General features: G+C 57.9%; 18 protein-coding genes and 1 pseudogene. 10 read left to right on the forward strand and 9 right to left on the reverse strand.

Annotated features, from left to right (window positions below; all coding sequences use genetic code 11):
- Nucleotides 1-121: 121 nt before the first annotated feature.
- From J9889_RS01715 to J9889_RS01730, 4 genes are all read right to left on the reverse strand, one after another.
- Nucleotides 122-697 carry a hypothetical protein gene (locus J9889_RS01715; protein WP_210555866.1) on the reverse strand — a complete coding sequence of 192 codons (576 nt, stop codon included), beginning with the start codon at nucleotides 695-697 and terminating at the stop codon, nucleotides 122-124.
- The gene (locus tag J9889_RS01720; protein WP_210555867.1) at nucleotides 697-3,144 is read right to left on the reverse strand and encodes a type I restriction-modification system subunit M; all 2,448 of its coding nucleotides are present in this window, start codon (nucleotides 3,142-3,144) and stop codon (nucleotides 697-699) included. The genes J9889_RS01715 and J9889_RS01720 overlap by 1 nt, the downstream gene beginning before the upstream one ends.
- Before the next feature lie 185 nt (nucleotides 3,145-3,329).
- The gene (locus J9889_RS01725; protein ID WP_210555868.1) at nucleotides 3,330-3,776 is read right to left on the reverse strand and encodes a hypothetical protein; all 447 of its coding nucleotides are present in this window, start codon (nucleotides 3,774-3,776) and stop codon (nucleotides 3,330-3,332) included.
- A 146-nt stretch (nucleotides 3,777-3,922) separates the two neighbouring features.
- On the reverse strand, nucleotides 3,923-4,111 hold the full coding sequence (locus tag J9889_RS01730; protein WP_021138010.1) for a DUF3283 family protein: 189 nt from the start codon (nucleotides 4,109-4,111) through the stop codon (nucleotides 3,923-3,925).
- Nucleotides 4,112-4,226: 115 nt separating this feature from the next.
- On the opposite strand from J9889_RS01730, the gene umuD reads away from it, so the two are divergent.
- The 3 genes and pseudogenes from umuD to J9889_RS01745 all read left to right on the forward strand — a co-directional run.
- The gene (umuD, locus tag J9889_RS01735) at nucleotides 4,227-4,670 is read left to right on the forward strand and encodes a translesion error-prone DNA polymerase V autoproteolytic subunit (protein ID WP_210555869.1); all 444 of its coding nucleotides are present in this window, start codon (nucleotides 4,227-4,229) and stop codon (nucleotides 4,668-4,670) included.
- Nucleotides 4,651-5,910: a translesion error-prone DNA polymerase V subunit UmuC gene (umuC, locus tag J9889_RS01740; RefSeq protein ID WP_210555870.1), complete on the forward strand. Its 1,260-nt coding sequence runs from the start codon at nucleotides 4,651-4,653 to the stop codon at nucleotides 5,908-5,910. Before umuD ends, umuC begins: the two co-directional genes overlap by 20 nt.
- A gap of 164 nt (nucleotides 5,911-6,074) precedes the next feature.
- Nucleotides 6,075-6,266: pseudogene (locus tag J9889_RS01745) on the forward strand (IS1595 family transposase); the annotation flags it as partial.
- On the opposite strand, the gene J9889_RS01750 reads toward J9889_RS01745, so the two are convergent.
- Nucleotides 6,267-6,482: a hypothetical protein gene (locus tag J9889_RS01750; protein ID WP_042649076.1), complete on the reverse strand. Its 216-nt coding sequence runs from the start codon at nucleotides 6,480-6,482 to the stop codon at nucleotides 6,267-6,269.
- A gap of 287 nt (nucleotides 6,483-6,769) precedes the next feature.
- Here J9889_RS01750 and J9889_RS01755 point away from each other — a divergent pair, with 287 nt between their 5' ends.
- The 3 genes from J9889_RS01755 (at nucleotide 6,770) to J9889_RS01765 (ending at nucleotide 10,090) form a co-directional block, all read left to right on the forward strand.
- Nucleotides 6,770-8,101, forward strand: coding sequence for an AAA family ATPase (locus J9889_RS01755; protein ID WP_042649077.1), 1,332 nt, complete (start codon nucleotides 6,770-6,772; stop codon nucleotides 8,099-8,101).
- Nucleotides 8,085-8,735: a hypothetical protein gene (locus tag J9889_RS01760; protein WP_042649078.1), complete on the forward strand. Its 651-nt coding sequence runs from the start codon at nucleotides 8,085-8,087 to the stop codon at nucleotides 8,733-8,735. The genes J9889_RS01755 and J9889_RS01760 overlap by 17 nt, the downstream gene beginning before the upstream one ends.
- Nucleotides 8,736-8,893: 158 nt before the next feature.
- Complete coding sequence (locus J9889_RS01765) at nucleotides 8,894-10,090, forward strand: J domain-containing protein (protein WP_042649079.1); 1,197 nt, start codon at nucleotides 8,894-8,896, stop codon at nucleotides 10,088-10,090.
- A gap of 198 nt (nucleotides 10,091-10,288) precedes the next feature.
- On the opposite strand, the gene J9889_RS01770 is transcribed toward J9889_RS01765, so the two are convergent.
- The 3 genes from J9889_RS01770 to dusB all read right to left on the reverse strand — a co-directional run bounded on the left by J9889_RS01770 (nucleotide 10,289) and on the right by dusB (nucleotide 13,558).
- The gene (locus tag J9889_RS01770) at nucleotides 10,289-11,713 is read right to left on the reverse strand and encodes a hypothetical protein (protein ID WP_042649080.1); all 1,425 of its coding nucleotides are present in this window, start codon (nucleotides 11,711-11,713) and stop codon (nucleotides 10,289-10,291) included.
- Between the two features lie 557 nt (nucleotides 11,714-12,270).
- The gene (fis, locus tag J9889_RS01775) at nucleotides 12,271-12,567 is read right to left on the reverse strand and encodes a DNA-binding transcriptional regulator Fis (protein WP_005309538.1); all 297 of its coding nucleotides are present in this window, start codon (nucleotides 12,565-12,567) and stop codon (nucleotides 12,271-12,273) included.
- A gap of 25 nt (nucleotides 12,568-12,592) precedes the next feature.
- Nucleotides 12,593-13,558 carry a tRNA dihydrouridine synthase DusB gene (gene dusB / locus J9889_RS01780; RefSeq protein ID WP_210555871.1) on the reverse strand — a complete coding sequence of 322 codons (966 nt, stop codon included), beginning with the start codon at nucleotides 13,556-13,558 and terminating at the stop codon, nucleotides 12,593-12,595.
- Nucleotides 13,559-13,848: 290 nt separating this feature from the next.
- On the opposite strand from dusB, the gene J9889_RS01785 reads away from it, so the two are divergent.
- From J9889_RS01785 to J9889_RS01800, 4 genes are all read left to right on the forward strand, one after another.
- Nucleotides 13,849-15,255, forward strand: coding sequence for a TolC family protein (locus J9889_RS01785; protein ID WP_210555872.1), 1,407 nt, complete (start codon nucleotides 13,849-13,851; stop codon nucleotides 15,253-15,255).
- 73 nt (nucleotides 15,256-15,328) lie between these two features.
- On the forward strand, nucleotides 15,329-16,333 hold the full coding sequence (locus tag J9889_RS01790) for an efflux RND transporter periplasmic adaptor subunit (protein ID WP_210555873.1): 1,005 nt from the start codon (nucleotides 15,329-15,331) through the stop codon (nucleotides 16,331-16,333).
- On the forward strand, nucleotides 16,333-17,469 hold the full coding sequence (locus J9889_RS01795) for an ABC transporter permease (RefSeq protein WP_210555874.1): 1,137 nt from the start codon (nucleotides 16,333-16,335) through the stop codon (nucleotides 17,467-17,469). Before J9889_RS01790 ends, J9889_RS01795 begins: the two co-directional genes overlap by 1 nt.
- Nucleotides 17,466-18,659 carry an ABC transporter permease gene (locus J9889_RS01800; protein WP_103858543.1) on the forward strand — a complete coding sequence of 398 codons (1,194 nt, stop codon included), beginning with the start codon at nucleotides 17,466-17,468 and terminating at the stop codon, nucleotides 18,657-18,659. The genes J9889_RS01795 and J9889_RS01800 overlap by 4 nt, the downstream gene beginning before the upstream one ends.
- Before the next feature lie 56 nt (nucleotides 18,660-18,715).
- Here the strand turns inward: J9889_RS01800 and J9889_RS01805 are convergent, their stop codons facing one another.
- Entirely contained in the window at nucleotides 18,716-19,351 is a 636-nt protein-coding gene (locus tag J9889_RS01805; protein ID WP_104455326.1) for an SDR family oxidoreductase, read from the reverse strand.
- Nucleotides 19,352-19,361: the final 10 nt, after the last annotated feature.

Genomic DNA, 19,361 nt, shown 5'->3' on the forward strand with positions numbered 1-19,361 from the left:
TGCGCTTTGGTGGCATCCATGAATATCGACTGGGAGAAGCTCCGCCACAAGTAACGGAGCTAACAGGAGACCAGCAGATCATTTTGGAGGTATTGGGTGAGCGCTATCGGCAAATTTATTCCTAAATCAGGTGCGGAATGTCGGCTACAACCGTAAGAGGTAATGCAAATTTCAACTGCCTTACTTGAGCAAAGTTCAATCCCTCCCTATTACCACCAGCTTGAAAGCTATCGATTTGATTTTGACCAACACTTGAATTAATAAGCTCAACCAAAACAACTGGAACAAATTTAGAACCGTCGACTCTGATTATGCAGACGTGCTGGTTTACATTGCCACCGATGACTTGAATATCTGCTTTTGCACAGCGCCCGATTGATGCTCCAGTTATATTTAGTAGTACATCATCACGTTTGATTTCTGAACCAAGAAAAGTAGAGTGAACAGTCTCCGTTATATATGCAACATCAGATAAATCGAGTTTCCCCCATCCGACATTTTGGCTTCTAACAAATGGTCTCCCACTATCAACATATACAGAAGAACCTCCAGTTGGAGTTTTTCCACTGCCAACCTTTACCGCACAATTATCAATTAAAAAAACATCCCAATCCTCCGGAATAACCCCCACTTCCGTTTGCTTATAACCCGCCGGGATCGCCTTGCCTGCTGTCTCTTGCATCATCTGCTCTGCCATTATGCCCACTCCAACCCCATGCTCTTCAAATGGGCGGCCACCTTGGCCTCCAGAGCGGCGACCTGCTGGGTCAGTTGCGGCAGGGTGGCGCTGTAGCGCTCCTCCAACTCCTTGACGCGGTTGGCCAGCTGCTGGGTGATGCGCTCAATCTCCGCCTCGATGGCGGCTTGCAAGCTGGCGCGCCACTTATCCTCCACCAGCAGTTGCTTGATCTCACTCTCCAGAAGCTTGGGGTAACGGGCAACCACGGCCCGATCCAGCGCCTCTTGCGCTTCTTTTACCGCCTTTTTGGCCTGGCTTTCGGCTTCGAACAGCTTGATGGCGGTTTTTAGCGCCGCCTTTTCCTCGGCATCGCTGGCCTGCTTGAGCCGCGCCTTCAGGCTGGCGGCGTTGATCTTGCCTGCGTCGTTGGCGGCGTCACTGAGCAGCCCCTCCTCGCCGCCCTGCTCTTCCAGATAGCTTTCCAAGACTTGGCTTGCCTCATCCGCGGCGGCCTGCAGGGCGTCGATGACGGCCTGCTCGTTGGCAAAGAAGCGGGCCACCAGCAGCGCCGGTGGCAACAGCTCGGCCTTGTATTTGCTCTTGCCCAGCACCAGATCCGGCGTCTCTTTAAGCTTTTCGCCCTTGTCGACTTTAAGCTCGCGCAGCACCTTGCCCGCCGCCCAGCCATCCTGGCAGAGCACATAGACATCGTCCTGCATCACGGCATGCCAGTAATCCAGCAGCAGTTGGTAGATATCGTAGTTATCCAGCAGCGGCAGCGGCGCATAGGCGGCGAGCAGCGATTCGCTGATCTCCTCGATCAATGCCTTGGGCGATTCACCCGGCTTTATCTCCGCCAGATGGCACTCGGTAAACCAGCGTGAGAAGGGTTCGAGTGAAGCAGTGGCAAAACGGACAAACTCGGGGTGCGCCAGTATGGTGCCCTTGACCTTGGCGGCATACACCAGACCATGGCTATAACCCGCATGGGCCGGAGCAAACAGATCGGCCCGCAGGGTCGGGAACACCTGCCAGTAAGCGCCCAGGGCGTCGATATCCCGATTGGGAATGCCGCCTTTAAGGTGGGCGGCCAGATCGTGCAGATCCTCGGCCTCGCTAGCATCGATATAGCGCGGAATATTCAGGTTGTAGTCGTTGGCGGCGATCTCGGAGAGCGGCACGGCGCGGCTGTAACGGGGGATCACCTGCTCACGGGTAAAGGTATCGACGATCTTGTGGATGTCCTGCTCGCGCAGCCGGTTCTTGTTGCCATCTTTGATAAAGCCTTTACTGGCATCGATCATAAACAGGCTCTGGCTGCTGTAGCCGTTGGCCTGGATGGCGCGCTGGTGTGCCGTTTCTTTGTCGATGACGATGATGCAGGCCGGAATGCCGGTGCCATAGAAGAGGTTGGCAGGCAGGCCGATGATGCCCTTGATAAAGCCCTGTTTGAGCAGATTCTCGCGGATGCGCGCCTCGGCATTGCCACGGAACAGCACGCCGTGGGGCAAGATCACCGCCCCCTTGCCACGGCTGTTGAGGCTCTTGATGATGTGCAGCAAGAAGGCGTAATCGCCGTTTTTCTCCGGCGGTACCCCCCAGACAAAGCGGCCAAACTCATCGTGCTCAGCATCCAGGCCGCTGGTCCAGTTCTTGTTGGAAAAGGGCGGGTTGGCGACGGCAAAGTCGAAGCACTTGAGCTGGTTGTTGCCCTCCTTCCACTGGGGCGCGGCCAGGGTATTGCCCTTCCAGATCTTGGCGGTCGGGTTGTCGTGCAGGATCATGTTCATGCGCGCCAGGGCGCTGGTGGCGTTATCCATCTCCTGACCGTAGATGGTGAGCCCCTTGGGGCCCGCCTCGTCACTGGCCTTGAGCAGCAGAGAGCCGGAGCCGCAGGTGGGGTCGTAGACGGTGGCATCTTGCGGCGTCTGGCGGCTGATACCAATCACCTTGGCCAGAATGCGCGACACCTCGGCAGGGGTATAGAACTGCCCCTTGGACTTGCCCGATTCGGTGGCGAAGTGGCGCATCAGGTATTCGTAGGCATCACCTAGCAGATCATCACCCTCGGTACGGTTGGCGGAGAGATCCAGCCCCTCGAAGATGCCAATCAGCTTGGTCAGGCGGTCGATCATCTCCTTGCCCTTGCCCAGCTTGTCCTCATCATTGAAGTCGGCGATGTCGATGACGCCTTTGAGATCATTAGCTTCGGCCAGCGCCGAGATGGTGAGGTTGATCGCCTCGCCGATATTCTTATCGCCCTTAAGCGCCACCATATCGTCAAAGCTGGCGCCTTGCGGCACCTCAATCATGGCGTAGGGGTTGCCCTTGGCCTTGTCGGAAACGTACTTCACAAACAGCAGGGTGAGCACATAGTCCTTGTACTGGGAGGCGTCCATGCCACCGCGCAGTTCATCGCAACTGGCCCACAGGGAGGAGTAGAGTTCGTTTTTCTTGATAGCCATGGAAAGGGTTCCAATAAGAGTCAGTTTGCGCCAAGGGCGCATGGAAAACGAAAAGAGGCGATTGTTTGCACCCATACGGGTGAGCACGCCAGAGATTGCCAACGAGTTTACCCACTTGACCCTGTGGCAACCATGGTGGATATCACATCAGTTACGGATAGGCAGATCGTTTGCTGCAAAAGCCATCATTTGCCTTCCAGCAAGGCCGGCGGTGTGCTCTCGCCACGGCATTTGAGTTGCCCCAGCGCGTTGGTTCGACAAACGGTGCCATCAGATGCACGCAACTGACCAAGCGCATCTTCACGCCATGTCACCCGTTCACCGGTTTTGGCATTGCTGCCGCGAATATTGCCCAGCGCGTCTTGCCGATAGGTAGTACTATCGCTCCCCTTAAGATTGCCGAGCGCATCCTTACGCCAGGTCGTTCCGGTTCCCGAGTCTTTGATGTTGCCAAGCGCATCCTCACGTAAGGTGCCCTGCTTGCCATCGTCACATTGATAGCGGGTATGGCCCAATGCATCTTTTCGATAGGTGCAGTCGGCTGCAAACACGACTTGCGGCGTTAGGCTCAGCAGCAGTGCGGCCAGCGACCACTGGCGTGTCGCTAACCAAAAGCCGGGTTGGTGACTCATTGCATCTCTCCTCTGACGTGAACTCGATTGACTATACCGGGCCAGCCGCTCAGCCTCGATACTGAGGTTTTTAACATGTCGTGTTTTCAGGCGGATGCGTGATGGCAAGACGTCCACTGAGGCGCGTTCAGTCCAGCTTGAGATAATTAACCTCGTTTGTATTTACCCACTTGCTCAAGAAAGTAGCTGCCCAGCTCACCCTTATGCTGGCTTGCTTCGCTTTCTGCGCTGGCCAAGTGACCGTTGCGCTCTTTCCATACGGCATATGCGGCAGCCTTCTCGACCTCGACCCGTTCTTGCTGCTCTTTCGGTAGGGCACACAGATTGTGACTCATACTGACCTCTTTGTTATTTGTTGGCGCCATGGTACGTCATCAGTGGCATGCGGGACTTGCGCTGGTTCAAAGGTGGTGCGCTATAATGGCTGTATATAAATACAGGTGTTTTGCCATGAAGCTGTTAACCCCAGACCCATCACCCGCCGAGGTGACCATCCCGCTGTTCTTACACCGCGCCTCTTGTGGCTTTCCCAGCCCAGCCAGCGACTATCTGGAAGGGAAGTTGGACCTCAACACCCACTGCGTGCCGCACCCTGCAGCCACCTTCTATCTGCGTGCCGAGGGGGAGAGCATGACCGGGGTCGGCATCTTTCCCGGTGACTTGCTGGTGGTCGATAAGAGCCTCACCCCTCGCCATGGTGATATGGTGATTGCACTACTCGATGGCGGCTTCACGGTAAAGACCTTGCAGCTCAAGCCGAGGTTGCGGCTGTTGCCAGCCAATCCGGCGTTCGCGCCTATCGACCCTTGTATGAGCCTCTCCCTGGAGTTGTTCGGAGTGGTCACCCATGTGATTGGCAATCTGAGGCAGCGTGATGGCTATAGCGCTCGTTGATGTAAACAACTTCTACGCCAGCTGTGAGCGGCTGTTTCGCCCTGAGCTGCGTGGCCGCCCGATCGTGGTGCTCTCCAACAACGATGGATGCGTGGTGTCGCGCAGCCCCGAAGCCAAGGCGATGGGTATCAAGATGGCCGGGCCCTACTTCAAGATCCGCGAGCAGTTCGAGGCGCATGGCGGTGTGGCATTCAGCTCCAACTACGCGCTCTATGGCGATATGTCTGGCAGGGTGATGAGCACGTTGGAGACCATGGCCCCTGAGCTTGAGGTCTACTCCATCGATGAAGCGTTCATGGCGTTGTCGGAGTCGTTTGCCGGGGACCTGACAGCCTATGGGCAACAGATCCGGCAGCGAGTGTGGCAGTGGACCGGCCTCACGGTAGGGGTCGGGATCGGACCCACCAAGACCCTCGCCAAGCTGGCCAACTATGCAGCCAAGAAGTGGCCTGCCACGGGCGGCGTCGTGGACTTGCATGACGAGCTGCGCCGTGCCCGGCTGATGGCTATCACCCCGGTGGACGAGGTGTGGGGCATAGGACGGCGCTTGGGGGCCAAGTTGGTGGCACAAGGTATCAATACCGTTGCTGACCTGGTGGCTAGCGACGCTAAAGGGTTACGCACCCAATACGGCGTGGTGGTCGAGCGGATCGTACAGGAGCTGCGTGGCCTGCCTTGCGCAGAGCTGACCGTTGAACCGGCGGCGAAGCAGCAGATCCTCTCGAGCCGTTCCTTTGGTGAGCGCGTGACCGACCGTGGAGAAATGGCCCAAGCGTTGTCGGGCTTTATGGCTCGCGCAGCCGAGAAGCTGCGGGCCGAGGGAATGTGTTGCCAGCGGGTGCACCTGTTCGTGCGAACCAGCCCCTTTGATGAACGAGCCCCTTACTACAGTGAGCAGGCTGGCGTCCGGCTGGTCTGCCCTAGCGATGATACCCGGTTGCTGCTGCAGCAAGTGAACGTGCTGCTACCGCAGATTTGGCGCGACGGTTACCGTTATCAGAAGGGGGGCGTCATGCTGAGTGAGTTCACCCCCAAGGGGCAACAACAGGCAGATCTCTTTGCCCCGTCCTCCGCTCAATCAGATGCGCTGATGGCAGTGATGGACCAGATCAAAGCCAAGGGATTGGGGCGCGTAGGCTTTGCCAGCCAAGGCACGGGGTCGCCTGAGTGGATGATGCGACAAGAGCACCTGAGCCCCTGTTACACCACCCGCTGGGAGGACCTGCCGGTGGCCAGGTAAGTGGATACAGTAATGTGCCTACCGTTTGCTAGATGTGGTACCCCACGTGGTACCCCAATACGAGGTTTTAGGATGATTTCTCAAGATCGACAAGTCGCGGCAGCAGAGCTTAAAGAAGGTGCAACCGCAACCCGATTTGCTATCAGCTCTAAACATGGTAACGGGTGAAGAACTCGCTGCGGGGCAGTTGTCATAAGCTCGGAGCGAAGCATTTACCAAGGCATCTTGCGGAATACTGCTTCCGGTTTAATCATCGTTTTGACCTCAAGAGCATGTTGGTTGAATTGGGGCATGCAGTCATGGCAAGCCCTCCGATGCCATATCGGCTCTTGAAGCTGGCTGAGGGTCATGGGTAATCAGGAACCGAAATTGTCCGTCGCGTAGAACAACTCTTTGCCTATGCCGATACCATCGAGCAGCAGGCCAAGACGGCCAAAGCGCGGGTCGATAACCTGACCCAGGCCATTCTGGCCAAGGCATTTCGTGGCGAGCTGACCGCCGACTGGCGCGCAGCCAACCCGGACCTGATCAGTGGCGACAATAGCGCCGCCGCCCTGTTGGCTCGCATTCAAGCCGAGCGGGCCACTGCCAAGCCGCGCAAACGGGCAACCAAAACATCCGCGACGTAGGTTCGATTAGCGAAGCGTAATCGGACGCACGAGAAACCGCCGCCCTGCTGGCCCGCATTCAGACCGAGCGGGCCACCGCCAGCGGCAAAAAAGGTAAGTGTGGGCCCCGCAAGCCTCGCGCAACGGCCTGACCCGCTCGTATGATGTGCAGTCAGCGGCAACATTCGACGGGTTGTAAGCCAAGTGCAGGCGAGATAAGGTCGTGTTGGCAGCAAAATTAGGAATAGAGCATGGAAATCAAACAACTCACCCTCGAAAATCTGGGGCGTTTTGAGCGTCTTGCCATCGAGTTTGCCCCCACGGAGCGGGTCAACTCGAATGTGACCGTGCTGATTGGCAACAATGGTGCAGGCAAAACCTCGGTACTCAAATCGTTGGCGACCTCACTCAGCTGGTTTGTTGCCCGTTTGCGCAGCGACAAAGGCAGCGGCAGCCCCATCCCGGAAGAGGTCATCCTCAATGGCGCCAATACCGCGGTGGTCTCTCTTCAACTACACGATCAGCTGAAGGAATACATCTGGTCTCTCACCAAAACTCGCGCCGGTCGCAAGAGCAACGAGCAATCCATATTGACCGACGCTAGCAAACTAGCCGATGAGTATCGAGCACGATTGACAGAGCAGGAAAATGTCAGCTTACCCCTGATCGCCTTCTACCCAGTCGAGCGGGTGGTGCTGGATATTCCGCTAAAGATCAAAGAGAAACATTCATTTCGCCAACTCGATGGTTATGACAATTCGCTGAGTCAAGGAGTCGATTTTCGTCGTTTCTTTGAGTGGTTTCGCGAGCGGGAAGATAGCGAAAACGAGTCGGTAATCCCTACTGAAGTTCTTAATGAACTTCAAGATTTACTCGGTCCTGATCTTTGGCAAAAGTTGCAACAGACACAGGCATCAGCCAGAGATCGTCAGTTGACGGCGGTGCGCACAGCTATTGCCAACTTTATGCCCGGATTTAAAAATCTGAAGGTCCGCCGTAAGCCGCGTCTGCATATGTCCATCGACAAGGAGGGTCAGACCCTCAATGTGTTGCAACTGTCGCAAGGGGAGAAATCCCTGATGGCACTGGTGGGCGATATTGCCCGCCGCCTCGCAATGATGAATCCGGAGCTGGAAAATCCGCTGCACGGCGATGGGGTGGTGCTGATCGACGAGGTGGACATGCACCTGCATCCCCAGTGGGCACGTACTATCATCCAGCGGCTCACTGATACCTTCCCCAACTGTCAGTTTGTGCTGACCACCCACTCCCCCCTGGTGATCAGCGATTGCAAGGATGTACTGGTCTATTCGCTCGATAATGGCGAGTTGACTGAAGTGCCATCCCAATATGGTCAGGATGCCAACTCGGTGCTGCTGGAGGTGATGGATACCGCTATTCGCAATGAGCGGGTGGCGAGCCGACTGAATGACTTACTCGATTTAATTCAAGATCGGCAATTTGATAAGGCCAATGCCCTGCTGGCCGCGCTAAGAGCCGAGCTGCCAGCCAACAACCTGGAGCTGACCAAGGCTAGCCTGCTGCTGCGCAAAGAGGAGCTGCGCCGTGCGCAAGATTTATAAGGGACAAGAACCTGCAAGTCTGGCGGCATTCAAACGTCAAAATCCTCATGCTCGATATCACGACCTACCCAACGATGAAGAGGGTCAGGCAATTCGCCAGCAGATCCGGGAGGCTTGCACTACTGAGCAATTCCATCTCTGCGCCTACTGTTGCCAAGCCATCAGCGGCACCAGTGAAGACACCATGAACGAGCATGTTGAGGCTAGGGATCTCGCCCCTAAGCGCACCATGGATTTCAGCAATCTGGTAGCCAGTTGCAAAACACCGAAACAGTGCGATGCCGCCCATGGCTCGCAGCCTCTGCCGTTGACCCCGCTGATGCCTGAGTGCGAAACCGAGTTGCGCTTTAAATGGAGTGGTCGGGTTGAGGGGTTGACGGAAAGAGCCAAAGAGGCGATCCGGGTACTCAATCTGGGTGATACGGAGCAAAGCAACAAGGTGCTGGTTGCCAAGCGCAAACAGCTGGTGGATAGCCTGATTTGGACCCACTATGGCGATGATCAGCAGGCACTGGCGCTGGAAGATGATGCACAATTGCTGACAATGCTGATCGAAGATCTGAGCCAGCCCAAACAAGGCAAGCTGGAGCCCTTCGCACCTGTACTGGTGAACATACTGCGCAGTCAGCTCTAGCGATTGCGTGCCTGCCCGGGTGACTCGGGAGCCACAACCTCGGTACACCTCGTGCGCTTTTCTCCGGCAGCAGACCGCGAGGATAGGCGCATCTCCTCCCCTCTGATAATCTGCCGTGGCCACGGTAGCCAACTATCCCGTTTTCATTTGGAGTTTTCATGTCACTGACCAAGAGTAAAACCTCGGCCAAGCGAAAAAAAGCCGAGCCGCGCCACGAGAGTCCGGCCCTTGCCTATTTTCATCGCCAGTGGCAGGCCATCGAAAAGCTGCAGGCCAAGCTGGCCAAACAGGAGCAAGAGGGGGCGGATATCTATCAGCGCTTTGTCAGCGACATTGAGCCTCTGGAGCGTGAGCAGTGTGGGCTGATTTTTCAGCTTTGCCAGCGGCTGGCCGGTTTCACCGCCCGCAAAAGTTTTACCCAGTGGCAGCGCGAGATGCTCCATGGCTGGATTGATGAATTGATGGGGTATCTTGAATCCAACCCGTTTCGGGGGGAGCTGGATCTGGAGTCACTCTATATGGCGGTGCAAGCGGGCAGCGTCAGCCAGCTCGATGATGATCAGCTCGAGGCGAGCTGCGATTTTATCACTGACATGCTGCAAGAGGCGTTTGGCGAGAGCCCCGATGATATCGAGCTGCTGCGCGAGATGGTCAGAAATCCCGAGAAGCTGCGCGACTATATGCAAGCCCAGGCCCAAAAACAGGGCGGTGATGAGCATGAGTGGGACGACGACGCGCCGGACTGTGGCGATGACCCCTTTGCCAATGACGAGGCTTTCGCACGTTGGCAGGATCATCATGACATGGCCGATCCGGATGAGGTTGCCAGGGTTGAGCAACTGCTCGATAACTCAAGCCTTAAGCAGCTCTATCGCAAGCTGGCTATGACGCTGCACCCGGATCGGGAGCAAGACCCGGTCAAGCGTGAAGAGAAGAGCCGCCTGATGGGCGAGCTCAGCCATGCGTGGGAAACGCGGGATATGTTTACTCTGTTGCACCTGGCTCACACCCATCTGCCCGAGGCAGACAAGCTGCTGAGTGAAGAGAATCTGGTGGCCATCAATCCGGCGCTCTGGCAGAAAAAACGTGAGCTCGAGATCTGCTTTTATAGTGGCCCGGAGGGAGTGCAAGGGGTTATCTTGCACAAGTTTAAACAGCGCTCGAAGAAGAAGACCGATCTCGCGTTCGAGGAGCATCAGCACTATCTACAGCGGGATATCAAGCAGTTGCATGGACAACTGGCGACCATCACCACCCTTGCAACCCTCAAACCCTATCTGGCCGAGCGCTGGGACGCACGTCAGCACGCCATCTGGGATGAAGAGCCGGACTTTGATGAGATCTTCTTTCGATAACACTTTTTTCGAAAACACATTTTTTGAAAACACCTATTTCGAAAACAAGAGAGAGCCAATGGCTCTCTCTTGTTTTGGGTAGCTTGAAGGATGTCGTGGCAATGAGACATCCAGATGAGTGCTATCGAGGCGCTGGACAGCCAAGGGCGCATGGAACACCAGCACAAGCTGACTGACCGAGTGAAAGGTGTTAGCGCCTTATTTATTCTCGGCCTGATACTGCACACCGCTCGCCGACATGGTAATGGCCGGTAGCTTTTGACGAACCGCCTCCCAAAAGCTGCTCTTGCGTTTGTGCTGCTGATAAAGCTGATTCAGATACTCCTGTGGCGAACAGAGAGGTCTCTCTCCATCCTCTTGTTCTACCTTTAAGGCCGCCTGATAATCCAGGCTCTTTTTCAGATCCGAGGCTGCCCCCGTGTAGTAGGTGCTCTTGCCCTGATTAACGACATTGGCCACCAATTGACGACGTAGCCGCACTGCCACCACGATAAATCCCTGCTGATAGAGGCGGCTCGACCAGGTTCGTACGGTTGAACCAGCAAGGAGTGAGAGATCCTCCTGCAAGTCTGCATCTGTACATTGCTCAAGCCGTTGTGCCAGTTGTGGCCATGCATCAACCTCCTCCAACAGCAACAAGACCTCGCGTAGCCCCCATGATTCGGCAATGGCAACAAACTGGCCTAATGCTACTTCTCTAGGCTCATCTCCACTTTGGCAATAACTCGCAAAAAACGAGTTTGCCCGTGTGCTAGCAAACGCGCGTAATGCCTGAGCATGAGCGTCAGCTCGGCGTCCCTCTTCCAGATAGGCCCGGATCAACACTTGATGCCACAGGTTCAATTGGCGGTGGCGCTGCAACAGAGCCGAGTCCATTGCCTCTAATACCGCGATGGCTTGATCGGCGCGTAATTCGTCGGTCAGCAGTCTGGCATAGTCAATCTGCTGACGGGGGTGGCTAAAGAGACCAGCCTGTTGCACCGAGTCAAAGAATGCAATATCACGCAACTCAAAGCTCAACCCCAACGCCTCTGGCAATAGACCTGCCGCCGCATAGTTATCGCGCAAGGCTCGCATCACTGGGGAGCCGAGCACATCACGGTAATCAAACAGGCAAGTAATGCTGATCGATGGATCAATGTCTGACAATCCGTCACGCAATCGACGAGCCAGCACCTCTGGGGGGACAGACTCTCGTTGAGCAGCGATCGCCATCAACCACTGTTCGACCAGCGCAAGATGGTAGTCCTCCCAGCTGCCACTGGATGTATCCATCTTTTCATACAAGGCTCTGGCATTCGCCAGCAACTCGAGGGCGAAGAGTTCTCCCTCCCTTGGAGAGGCGACGATCCCCTTGGCCAGCAACGGAATAAACTGATTTTGCAAGGTATCGAAGAAGGCATCCACCTCCTTATAATCCCAGGAAGGGGGGCGACGAGTGAGCTTGCTATACTCTTTTTTTGCCAATGCCAATAAGGCATCCTCAGCAGTAAGGTACTGGTTAATCAGGTGCTTTTTTGCGAGGGGAAGATGCGTTGCCAGGTCAAGCACGATAGCCAACAGCTCGGCTTGGCTTTTGCTTTCCAGTTTACTCAATTGCGCTTTGGTTAATATTCGTGCCATCAGCTGAACTACCCATTATCAGGTCTATCTAATCGAACATTGTGCCTGAGACCGATATAGATGCCTATCCATTGGAGCGACATCCCCCGGATGACAGAGACCATAAAGAACACATGGTTAAGAAACCATGTCTACGTCGCTGGAGGCGCTCAGCAATGAACACCTGCAAGAGCAAGCCACCAAGGCCCGATTTGCTGCTCGTATCCTTCATGCCCACTTTCTGGCACAACGTAGCGAACACCAGTGGTGGTACCCATCAAGATTGGCCGCAACGAGCCGTGTCCCTTTGGCTGCGGCTAGAAGTACAAGCAGTGCTGTTTGCACTGACCAACAACATAGATAGCAAGAGAGGGCCATTGGCCCTCTCTTGCATTAGGCAACATGGGGAGGATAGGTACAGTTATGTGGTCAACGCTGTTCATCAGGCTAGTCCGAGTTGAGTCGTCGACAATGATAACTAGTCTTGTAGGTGTGGGTTCAAATGTGGGTTCAAAACGAAAAAGGCACTATCAATAAAATGATGGTGCCTTTATTTTCAATAGCTTAGCTGTTATGGCTTAGTTCATGCCGTAACGCTTGAGTTTCTTGCGCAGGGTGCCGCGGTTGATGCCCATCATCACGGCCGCGCGGGTCTGGTTGCCACGGGTGTACTGCATGATCACGTCCAGCATGGGAGCTTCGACTTCGGAGAGAACCATATCGTACAGATCAATCACTTCCTGACCGTTCAACTGGGCCAGGTAGTTACGCAGGGCCTGTTGCACAGAGTCACGCAGGGGGCGTTGGGTCGGCTCGGCAGCGTGATTGTGAGTAGTTGTTACCAATGCATCAGAAGTCAGGGTTTGTTCGAACATATTCGGTCGGCTCTTTAGTTATGCGTTAACCTAATCCATCGAAATACGCTTCGAGTGCCTCGAGTTGTGCGTCTGCACAATCCAGGGCATTGAAGTGCTTACGGAATTCTCGGCCCGCCTCTTCTTCATCCAGATACCAGCCCACGTGTTTACGGGCAATGCGCGCTCCCAGATAGGCACCGTAAAACTGGTGCAGATTGGTGACATGCTCGTTCATCAGGGTGCGAACCTCTTCCCTGTCGGGAGGCGGCAGCTTGGTGCCCGTTTCAAGAAAATGGCGGATTTCCCGGAAAATCCAGGGTCGTCCTTGCGCAGCACGGCCGATCATCACGGCGTCGACACCGGTATAGTCGAGGACATACCGGGCTTTCTCCGGGCTATCGATGTCGCCATTGGCGACAACAGGAATCGATACGGCCTGCTTAATCGCCCTGATAGTGTCGTACTCCGCTTCGCCCTGGTAGAGGCAGGCACGGGTACGACCATGCACGGCAAGGGCCGCGATACCGCAATCTTCGGCGATTCGGGCGATCTCCTCGCCATTGCGGTTATCCGGATCCCATCCTGTGCGGATCTTCAAGGTGACAGGTACTTCCACCGCATCCACCACGGCCCGGCAGATGGATCTGACCAGGTCTGGCTGACGCAGCAGGGCGGAACCTGCCAGCTTCTTATTCACTTTTTTTGCCGGACATCCCATGTTGATGTCGACGATCTGAGCGCCCTGCTCCACGTTGTAGCGGGCAGCAAACGCCATCATCTCGGGGTCGGCACCGGCAATCTGGACCGATCGCAAGCCGCCTTCAGCAGAGTGATCCATTCTCATCCGGGTTTTCTGGGTATCCCAGACATCCGGGTTGGCCAGCAGCATCTCGGAAACGGCCATACCGGCTCCCAAACGTAAACAAAGTTCACGAAATGGTCGGTCTGTTACACCGGCCATGGGGGCCACGATCAGGGGAGTTTCAAGCGTGTGGGGACCTATCTGCATTCCACGGTTACCATCGGCTTAGGGCGGCGTATATTACGCATTTTTTAGTCAGGAGAAAAGGTTAGTATTTGAGCGTCAGCCATTTTTTTCTGAAAAAAACGTCGCGCCAAGGCTTGCAAATTCAGGAGTGCTTGAAAATCGGACATATTGTCTGTGACCATGGTCAGGAGGGCGCGAGTGAGGGAGATGGTGATTTGTGAGTCTCCCTCTCAAGCCGGTTTAGGCTATGATAGCGGGCCTGAATTGAGCAAAGACTCTACACAATTTCATTACAAACGGATCGGGGATGTATGACGGTAAAGTTCATCAAGTCGCTCTGCCCATGCCTGCTGGGTATCGTGCTGGGGTCGGCTCAGGCGCAGACGGTCAGCTTTACCGAGGCCTGGAGCCGGGTCATCCAGCAGGATGACGGCTTGGCGGCAGAGCAGGCCGGGGTGGAGCGGGCCCAGCAACTGCGGGAGGCGGCCAAGGCCATGTACCTGCCCAAGGTGGATGTGGGGGCAAGCTATACCCATCTCGATCAGCCGATGGAGCTGGACATGCTGGATCTCAACCCCATCGCCAATCATCCGGAATTCGGCAAGGTCCTGGGGCCCGTGATGCAGGCACTCAACCTCGGCCCGAGCGATTTTGTCACCCCCCTCACCAAGCAGAACGTGGTGACCAGTTCGGTCAAGATGCTATGGCCGCTCTTTACCGGCGGGCGCATCGATGCGGCCCAGGATATTCGTCAGGCCCAGGTGAGCGAGGCTGAGCAGTTGCTGGTGCTCAAACAGCAGTCCACCTTCGAGAGCCTCTCCCAGACCTACTTCGGGGTGGTGCTGGCGGCGCAGGTGGTGCAGACCAAGCAGGAGATCGAGCAGGGACTGGCACACCATCTGGATCATGCCAAGAAGCTCGAAGCCCAGGGGCAGATCGCCAAGGTGGAGCGCCTTTCGGCCCAGTCTGCCTATGACAGGGCACGTATCGATACCCAGAAGGCCAGGCGCAGCCTGGAGATCGCCCAGCTGGCGCTCGGCCACATGCTCAAGCTCAAGCAGGCTGAGCCCAATACCGCCCTCTTCATCAACGAAGGGATGCCAGCCTTGTCTCCCTTTGTGGAGGAGACCCTGTCGGTGCATCCCGGTCTCAAGCTGTTGACGGCCAAGAAGGAGCAGGCCCAGGGGATGATCAAGCTGGAGAAGGGCAAATACGCCCCCGAGCTCTTCCTGTTCGGCAACTACAACCTCTATGAAGATGATTCCATCGTCTCCAAGACCACACCGGACTGGCTGGTTGGTGTCGGGGTCAGCATGCCGCTGGTGAGTCGTGATGGCCGCTCCGAGACGGTCCAGGCAGCCAAGAGCGCCGAACTCCAGGTCAACCTGCTGCAAGCCAAGACCCGCCAGGATCTGGAGCTGCTGGTCGAGAAGACCTGGCGCGAGGCTGCCCAGGGACTGGAGGAGTATCACTCTCTCTCCTCGACCCAGGCGCTGGCCGAGGAGAACGTGCGGTTGCGTGACAAGGCATTCGGTCAGGGGCTCTCCACTTCCCTCGATGTGGTCGATGCCCAGACCCAGCTTGCCGGGGTCAAGACCCAGCGCGCCGCCGCCGCCTATCAATACGTGATCTCTCTGGCCCGCCTGTTGGCACTCTCCGGTCAGATGAACAGTTTCAACCAGTATCAGCATGGCCAGGCGATCGAGGTGAACTCATGATCGCGCGCTCTTCCACTCCGTTATTCATGTCCGTTTCGACCGTCAAGGGTCGCCCGTTTGCCGAGGTGAATTCATGAGTCATCCCCCCATCAAGAAGAAGATGAGCCAGGGCAAGCCCTGGCTGCTGCCACTGGCGCTGGTATTGCTTGTGCTCTGGCTGGGCTGGCGCTTCTGGCTGGCCTATCAGCCGGAGCCGGTGCGTCTGCAGGGGCAGATAGAGGCGCAGCAGTATTCGGTCTCTTCCAAGGTGGCGGGCCGCATCGACGAGGTGCTGGTGAAGAAGGGGGATCAACTGGCCAGGGGCCAACTGGCGTTCACTCTGGCGAGCCCGGAGATCGAGGCCAAGCTGAGTCAGGCCAAGGCCGGGCAGGCCGCGGCGGGTGCCATGGCCGAAGAGGCCGAGAAGGGGGCGCGAGTGCAGCAGATCGCGGCCGCCAAGGATCAGTGGCAACAGGCCAAGGCGGCTGCCCTGCTTCATGGTAAAACCTACGAGCGCATTGCCAGCCTGCATCGGGATGGCGTGATGTCGCTGCAAAAGCGTGACGAGGCCTGGACGGCCTGGCAGGCGGCGAAGTACAGCGAGGGCATGGCCTGGCAGCAATACCAGATGGCGCTGGAAGGGGCGCGGGAAGAGACCAAGATAGCGGCCCGCGAGCAGGCCAAGATGGCGGCTGGCGGCGTGGCAGAAGTGGAAGCCTATCTGGCCGATACCCGCATCGCCAGCCCACACGAGGGGGAAGTTGCCCAGGTGCTGTTGCGTAGCGGCGAGCTGGCTCCCCAGGGCTTCCCCGTGGTGACCTTGCTCGACATGAAGGATGCCTGGGCCCAGTTCCATGTCCGTGAGGACCTCTTGCCAAGGTTCCCGGTCGGTACCGAGTTTGATGCCCGTATTCCCGGCCTGGGGGATCAGCTGGTGCGCTTCAAGGTGACCCATGTGGCCGTAATGGGGGATTTCGCCACCTGGCGTGCCACCGACACCCGCCAGGGGTTTGACATGAAAAGCTTCCAGCTGGAAGCGCGCCCCTTGCAGCCGGTTGACGGGCTGCGGGTCGGCATGAGCGTGCTGGTCGAGCTCTGATGGGGCGCGAATGGCGGTTGCTCTGGCAAGACCCGTTCGGCCGGGCGCTGGCGAGCTGGGTCCCCTTGGTGCTAATAGGGATCCTGTGCTGGGTCTTTTCAGCCGGCCTGGCGCGGGATCTCAAGGTCGGTCTGGTGGATCTGGATCGCAGCACCCTCTCCCGACAACTGGCGTTCTCTCTCGATGGCTCCGCCGGGCTCAAGATAGCGCAGCAGTTTGACGCCATCGACGAGGGGGCCAGGGCACTGCGTGGGGGAGACATCTATGCCCTGGTGGTGATCCCCCATCACCTGGAGCGGGATGCCCGCGAGGGGACGCAACCCAGGGTGACCGTGTTCAACAATGGCCAGTTCATCCTGATTGCCAAGCTGGTCAACTCCGCACTGGCCCAGGTGGTGGGAACTCTCAATGGCCAGGTGGGCGTGCTCTCGGCCATGGCCGACGGCACGACGCTGCCCGGTGCCCTGGGACAATCCGTACCCATTGCGAGCCAGGTTACCGCGCTCTACAACATCAATTCCAGCTACGCCCAGTTTCTGCTGAGCGCCCTGCTGCCTGCGGTGTGGCAGATCCTGGTGGTGCTCTATGGCCTGAACGCCCTGGCCCGCACCGATCGCCTCGGGTTGGACTGGACCACCAGAGGGGTCTGGTTCGGCCTCTGGCGTACCCTGCTACCCCATGTGCTCATCGGCTGGGGGTGGGGTCTGGCGTGGAGTCTGCTGCTGTTCAAGGGGCTTGGGTACCCCATGCAAGGCAGTTGGCTGGTGCTGACGGCGGGGCTGGGACTGGCGTCGGCCGCTTGCGTCACCATGGGGGCTTTCTTCTACGCCATCATCCGGGATCCGGCGCGGGCGCTCTCTCTGGCCGGCGCCTACACGGCGCCGGGATTTGCCTTCATGGGGGTCACCTTTCCGGTCAGCGCCATGGGTGATGTGGCCCAGTTCTGGCGCAGCCTGCTGCCCATCTCCCACTATGTGGAGCTGCAGATCGGGCAAACCAACTACGGTCAACCGTTGACGGCGGCCCTGCCCCAGCTCGGGGCTCTGCTGCTGTTTCTGCTACCCCTGTTGCTGGTGGTACACCGCTACCGGACGCCGTCGGGCGCGGCCCTGCCCCATGAGGAGTCCAGGCCATGATGGGATTCTGGGATCTGGTGCGCCTTGAGCTGCGCACCCTCTTGGCGGATCGCGCCATCATGCTGACCCTGTTTGGCGGCGTCTTCTTCTACTCCTTCCTCTACCCCCAGCCCTACCTGCACCAATTGCCCAGGGAAGAGCCCGTGGTGGTGGTCAACGAGGATGGCAGCCAGCTTTCCCGCCAGCTGGAGTTTATGGCCGATGCCACGGCGCAGGTCAAACTGGTGGCCCGTGCCGGTTCGCTCGACGAGGCCCGCCAGATGATGCTGACCGGCAAGGCGAGCGGCATCTTGCACATTCCCCGCCACTTCTATCGGGATCTGATGCTGGGCAGGAGCGTGACCCTGGGTTATGCCGGAGATGCCTCCTACTTCCTGGTCTATGGCACCATTGCCGAAGGGCTGGCCCAGGCGGGGGGCACGCTCGCCGCCCAGGTGAAGGTGGCCAGGCTGCTGAGCCAGGGCGAGGCGCTGCCCCAGGCCGCCATGGGCTGGAACGCGGTGGCCCTCAATGTGCTGCCGGTATTCAACCCCACCATGGGCTATGTGAACTACGTGGTGCCTGCGGTATTCGTGCTGATCCTGCATCAGGTGTTGCTGATGGGGACCGGCATCCTGGGGGCGACCCAGAACCAGCGCAGCCGCCGTGGCGAGTCAGGCTACTGGCAACATGCCCCCGTGCCGGCCTTGTTGCTGGCACGCACCCTGGTGGTGGGGGTTCTTTTCGTCCTTCCGGTGACCTACTTCTTCGGCTTCTGCTTCGATCACTACGGTATTGCCCGCACCGCTGTACCCGGCGAACTCTGGCTCTTTACCCTGCCGTTCCTGCTGGCCACCACCTGGCTCGGGATCGTGCTCGGCGCCCTGTTCACCCGCCGTGATCTGCCGACCCAGGTAGTGCTTGTCTCCTCATTGCCGCTGGTCTTCCTGGCCGGCTTTATCTGGCCCCTTGAGCTCATCCCGGCCCCCCTCAACTGGCTGGCCCAGTGGGCACCGAGCACGCCGGCCATCGAGGGATTCCTGCGCCTCAATCAGATGGGGGCCGACTTTGCCCAGGTCTCCCGCTACTGGTGGCAGTTGTGGGGACTGGCGCTGCTGTATGGCGCTCTGGCGTGCTGGTTGCTCCGATGGCGTCAACCGTGCCCTGCAATGCGGCCGGATGATGGGGCGACAGCGTCTTCCACCGACTAGGCGCCTTGCAACAACACGGTCAGCCACTGGGCTGACCGTGTTGCCATTCACAGGGATCATGGCTGATTCAGACCCGGATCGCCGATGGCATAGATCTGGCCGCACGCCTCCTGGTCGGTGAGCAGTTGCAAACCCCGTATTGCCACATCCTGGCGCCTGACCAGGCCATGCCTCTCTTGCCCCTGGCTCAGGATGGCCTGACCCGTGGGCTCCCCATCCTGCAACCCTACGGGGCGTAAAATGGTCCACTCAAGGGTGCTGGTCTGCAGCCAGCTTTCCGCCAAGCTCTTGAGGCGTACCTCGTGTCCGAAGGCGGCGCGAGCCCGCTCGGGCAGGTATTGCCAGCTGTCGCCACAACCGAGGGAGGTGACCAGCAGCAGGCGGCTGAGCCCGGCGCACTCCATCTCGTCGATCACATGGCGGTTGCCCTGATAATCCACCGGTGCACTCTGGCGAAAGCTGCCGAGGGTGGAGACTACCCGGGCATCCCTGCCCGCCAAGCGGCAAGCCTGGGCCACGGCCAGGGGGTCCAGGGCATCCCCGATGACGACCTCGACTCCCAGGGTATGCAGCTCGCTGGCCATGTCGGCATGGCGCACCAGGGCAACAACCCTGTGGCCCAGTTGCAGTGCGTGGTCGGTGAAGGCGCGGCCCAGTCCGCGACTGGCACCGAAGATGAGTGTGGTTGGCATGACAGGCCCT

Source organism: Aeromonas sp. PrichA-15, assembly GCF_017939245.1.
Classification (GTDB): Bacteria; Pseudomonadota; Gammaproteobacteria; order Enterobacterales; family Aeromonadaceae; genus Aeromonas; species Aeromonas caviae.

Coding starts and splice junctions, on each gene's coding strand:
- umuD (WP_210555869.1), top strand. CDS start 4,227: ATGAAGCTGTTAACCCCAGACCCATCACCCGCCGAGGTGACCATCCCG.
- J9889_RS01800 (WP_103858543.1), top strand. CDS start 17,466: ATGATGGGATTCTGGGATCTGGTGCGCCTTGAGCTGCGCACCCTCTTG.
- umuC (WP_210555870.1), top strand. CDS start 4,651: ATGGCTATAGCGCTCGTTGATGTAAACAACTTCTACGCCAGCTGTGAG.
- J9889_RS01720 (WP_210555867.1), bottom strand. CDS start 3,144: ATGGCTATCAAGAAAAACGAACTCTACTCCTCCCTGTGGGCCAGTTGC.
- J9889_RS01770 (WP_042649080.1), bottom strand. CDS start 11,713: ATGGCACGAATATTAACCAAAGCGCAATTGAGTAAACTGGAAAGCAAA.
- J9889_RS01765 (WP_042649079.1), top strand. CDS start 8,894: ATGTCACTGACCAAGAGTAAAACCTCGGCCAAGCGAAAAAAAGCCGAG.
- fis (WP_005309538.1), bottom strand. CDS start 12,567: ATGTTCGAACAAACCCTGACTTCTGATGCATTGGTAACAACTACTCAC.
- J9889_RS01725 (WP_210555868.1), bottom strand. CDS start 3,776: ATGAGTCACCAACCCGGCTTTTGGTTAGCGACACGCCAGTGGTCGCTG.
- J9889_RS01790 (WP_210555873.1), top strand. CDS start 15,329: ATGAGTCATCCCCCCATCAAGAAGAAGATGAGCCAGGGCAAGCCCTGG.
- J9889_RS01730 (WP_021138010.1), bottom strand. CDS start 4,111: ATGAGTCACAATCTGTGTGCCCTACCGAAAGAGCAGCAAGAACGGGTC.
- J9889_RS01805 (WP_104455326.1), bottom strand. CDS start 19,351: ATGCCAACCACACTCATCTTCGGTGCCAGTCGCGGACTGGGCCGCGCC.
- J9889_RS01795 (WP_210555874.1), top strand. CDS start 16,333: ATGGGGCGCGAATGGCGGTTGCTCTGGCAAGACCCGTTCGGCCGGGCG.
- J9889_RS01715 (WP_210555866.1), bottom strand. CDS start 697: ATGGCAGAGCAGATGATGCAAGAGACAGCAGGCAAGGCGATCCCGGCG.
- J9889_RS01785 (WP_210555872.1), top strand. CDS start 13,849: ATGACGGTAAAGTTCATCAAGTCGCTCTGCCCATGCCTGCTGGGTATC.
- J9889_RS01755 (WP_042649077.1), top strand. CDS start 6,770: ATGGAAATCAAACAACTCACCCTCGAAAATCTGGGGCGTTTTGAGCGT.
- dusB (WP_210555871.1), bottom strand. CDS start 13,558: ATGCAGATAGGTCCCCACACGCTTGAAACTCCCCTGATCGTGGCCCCC.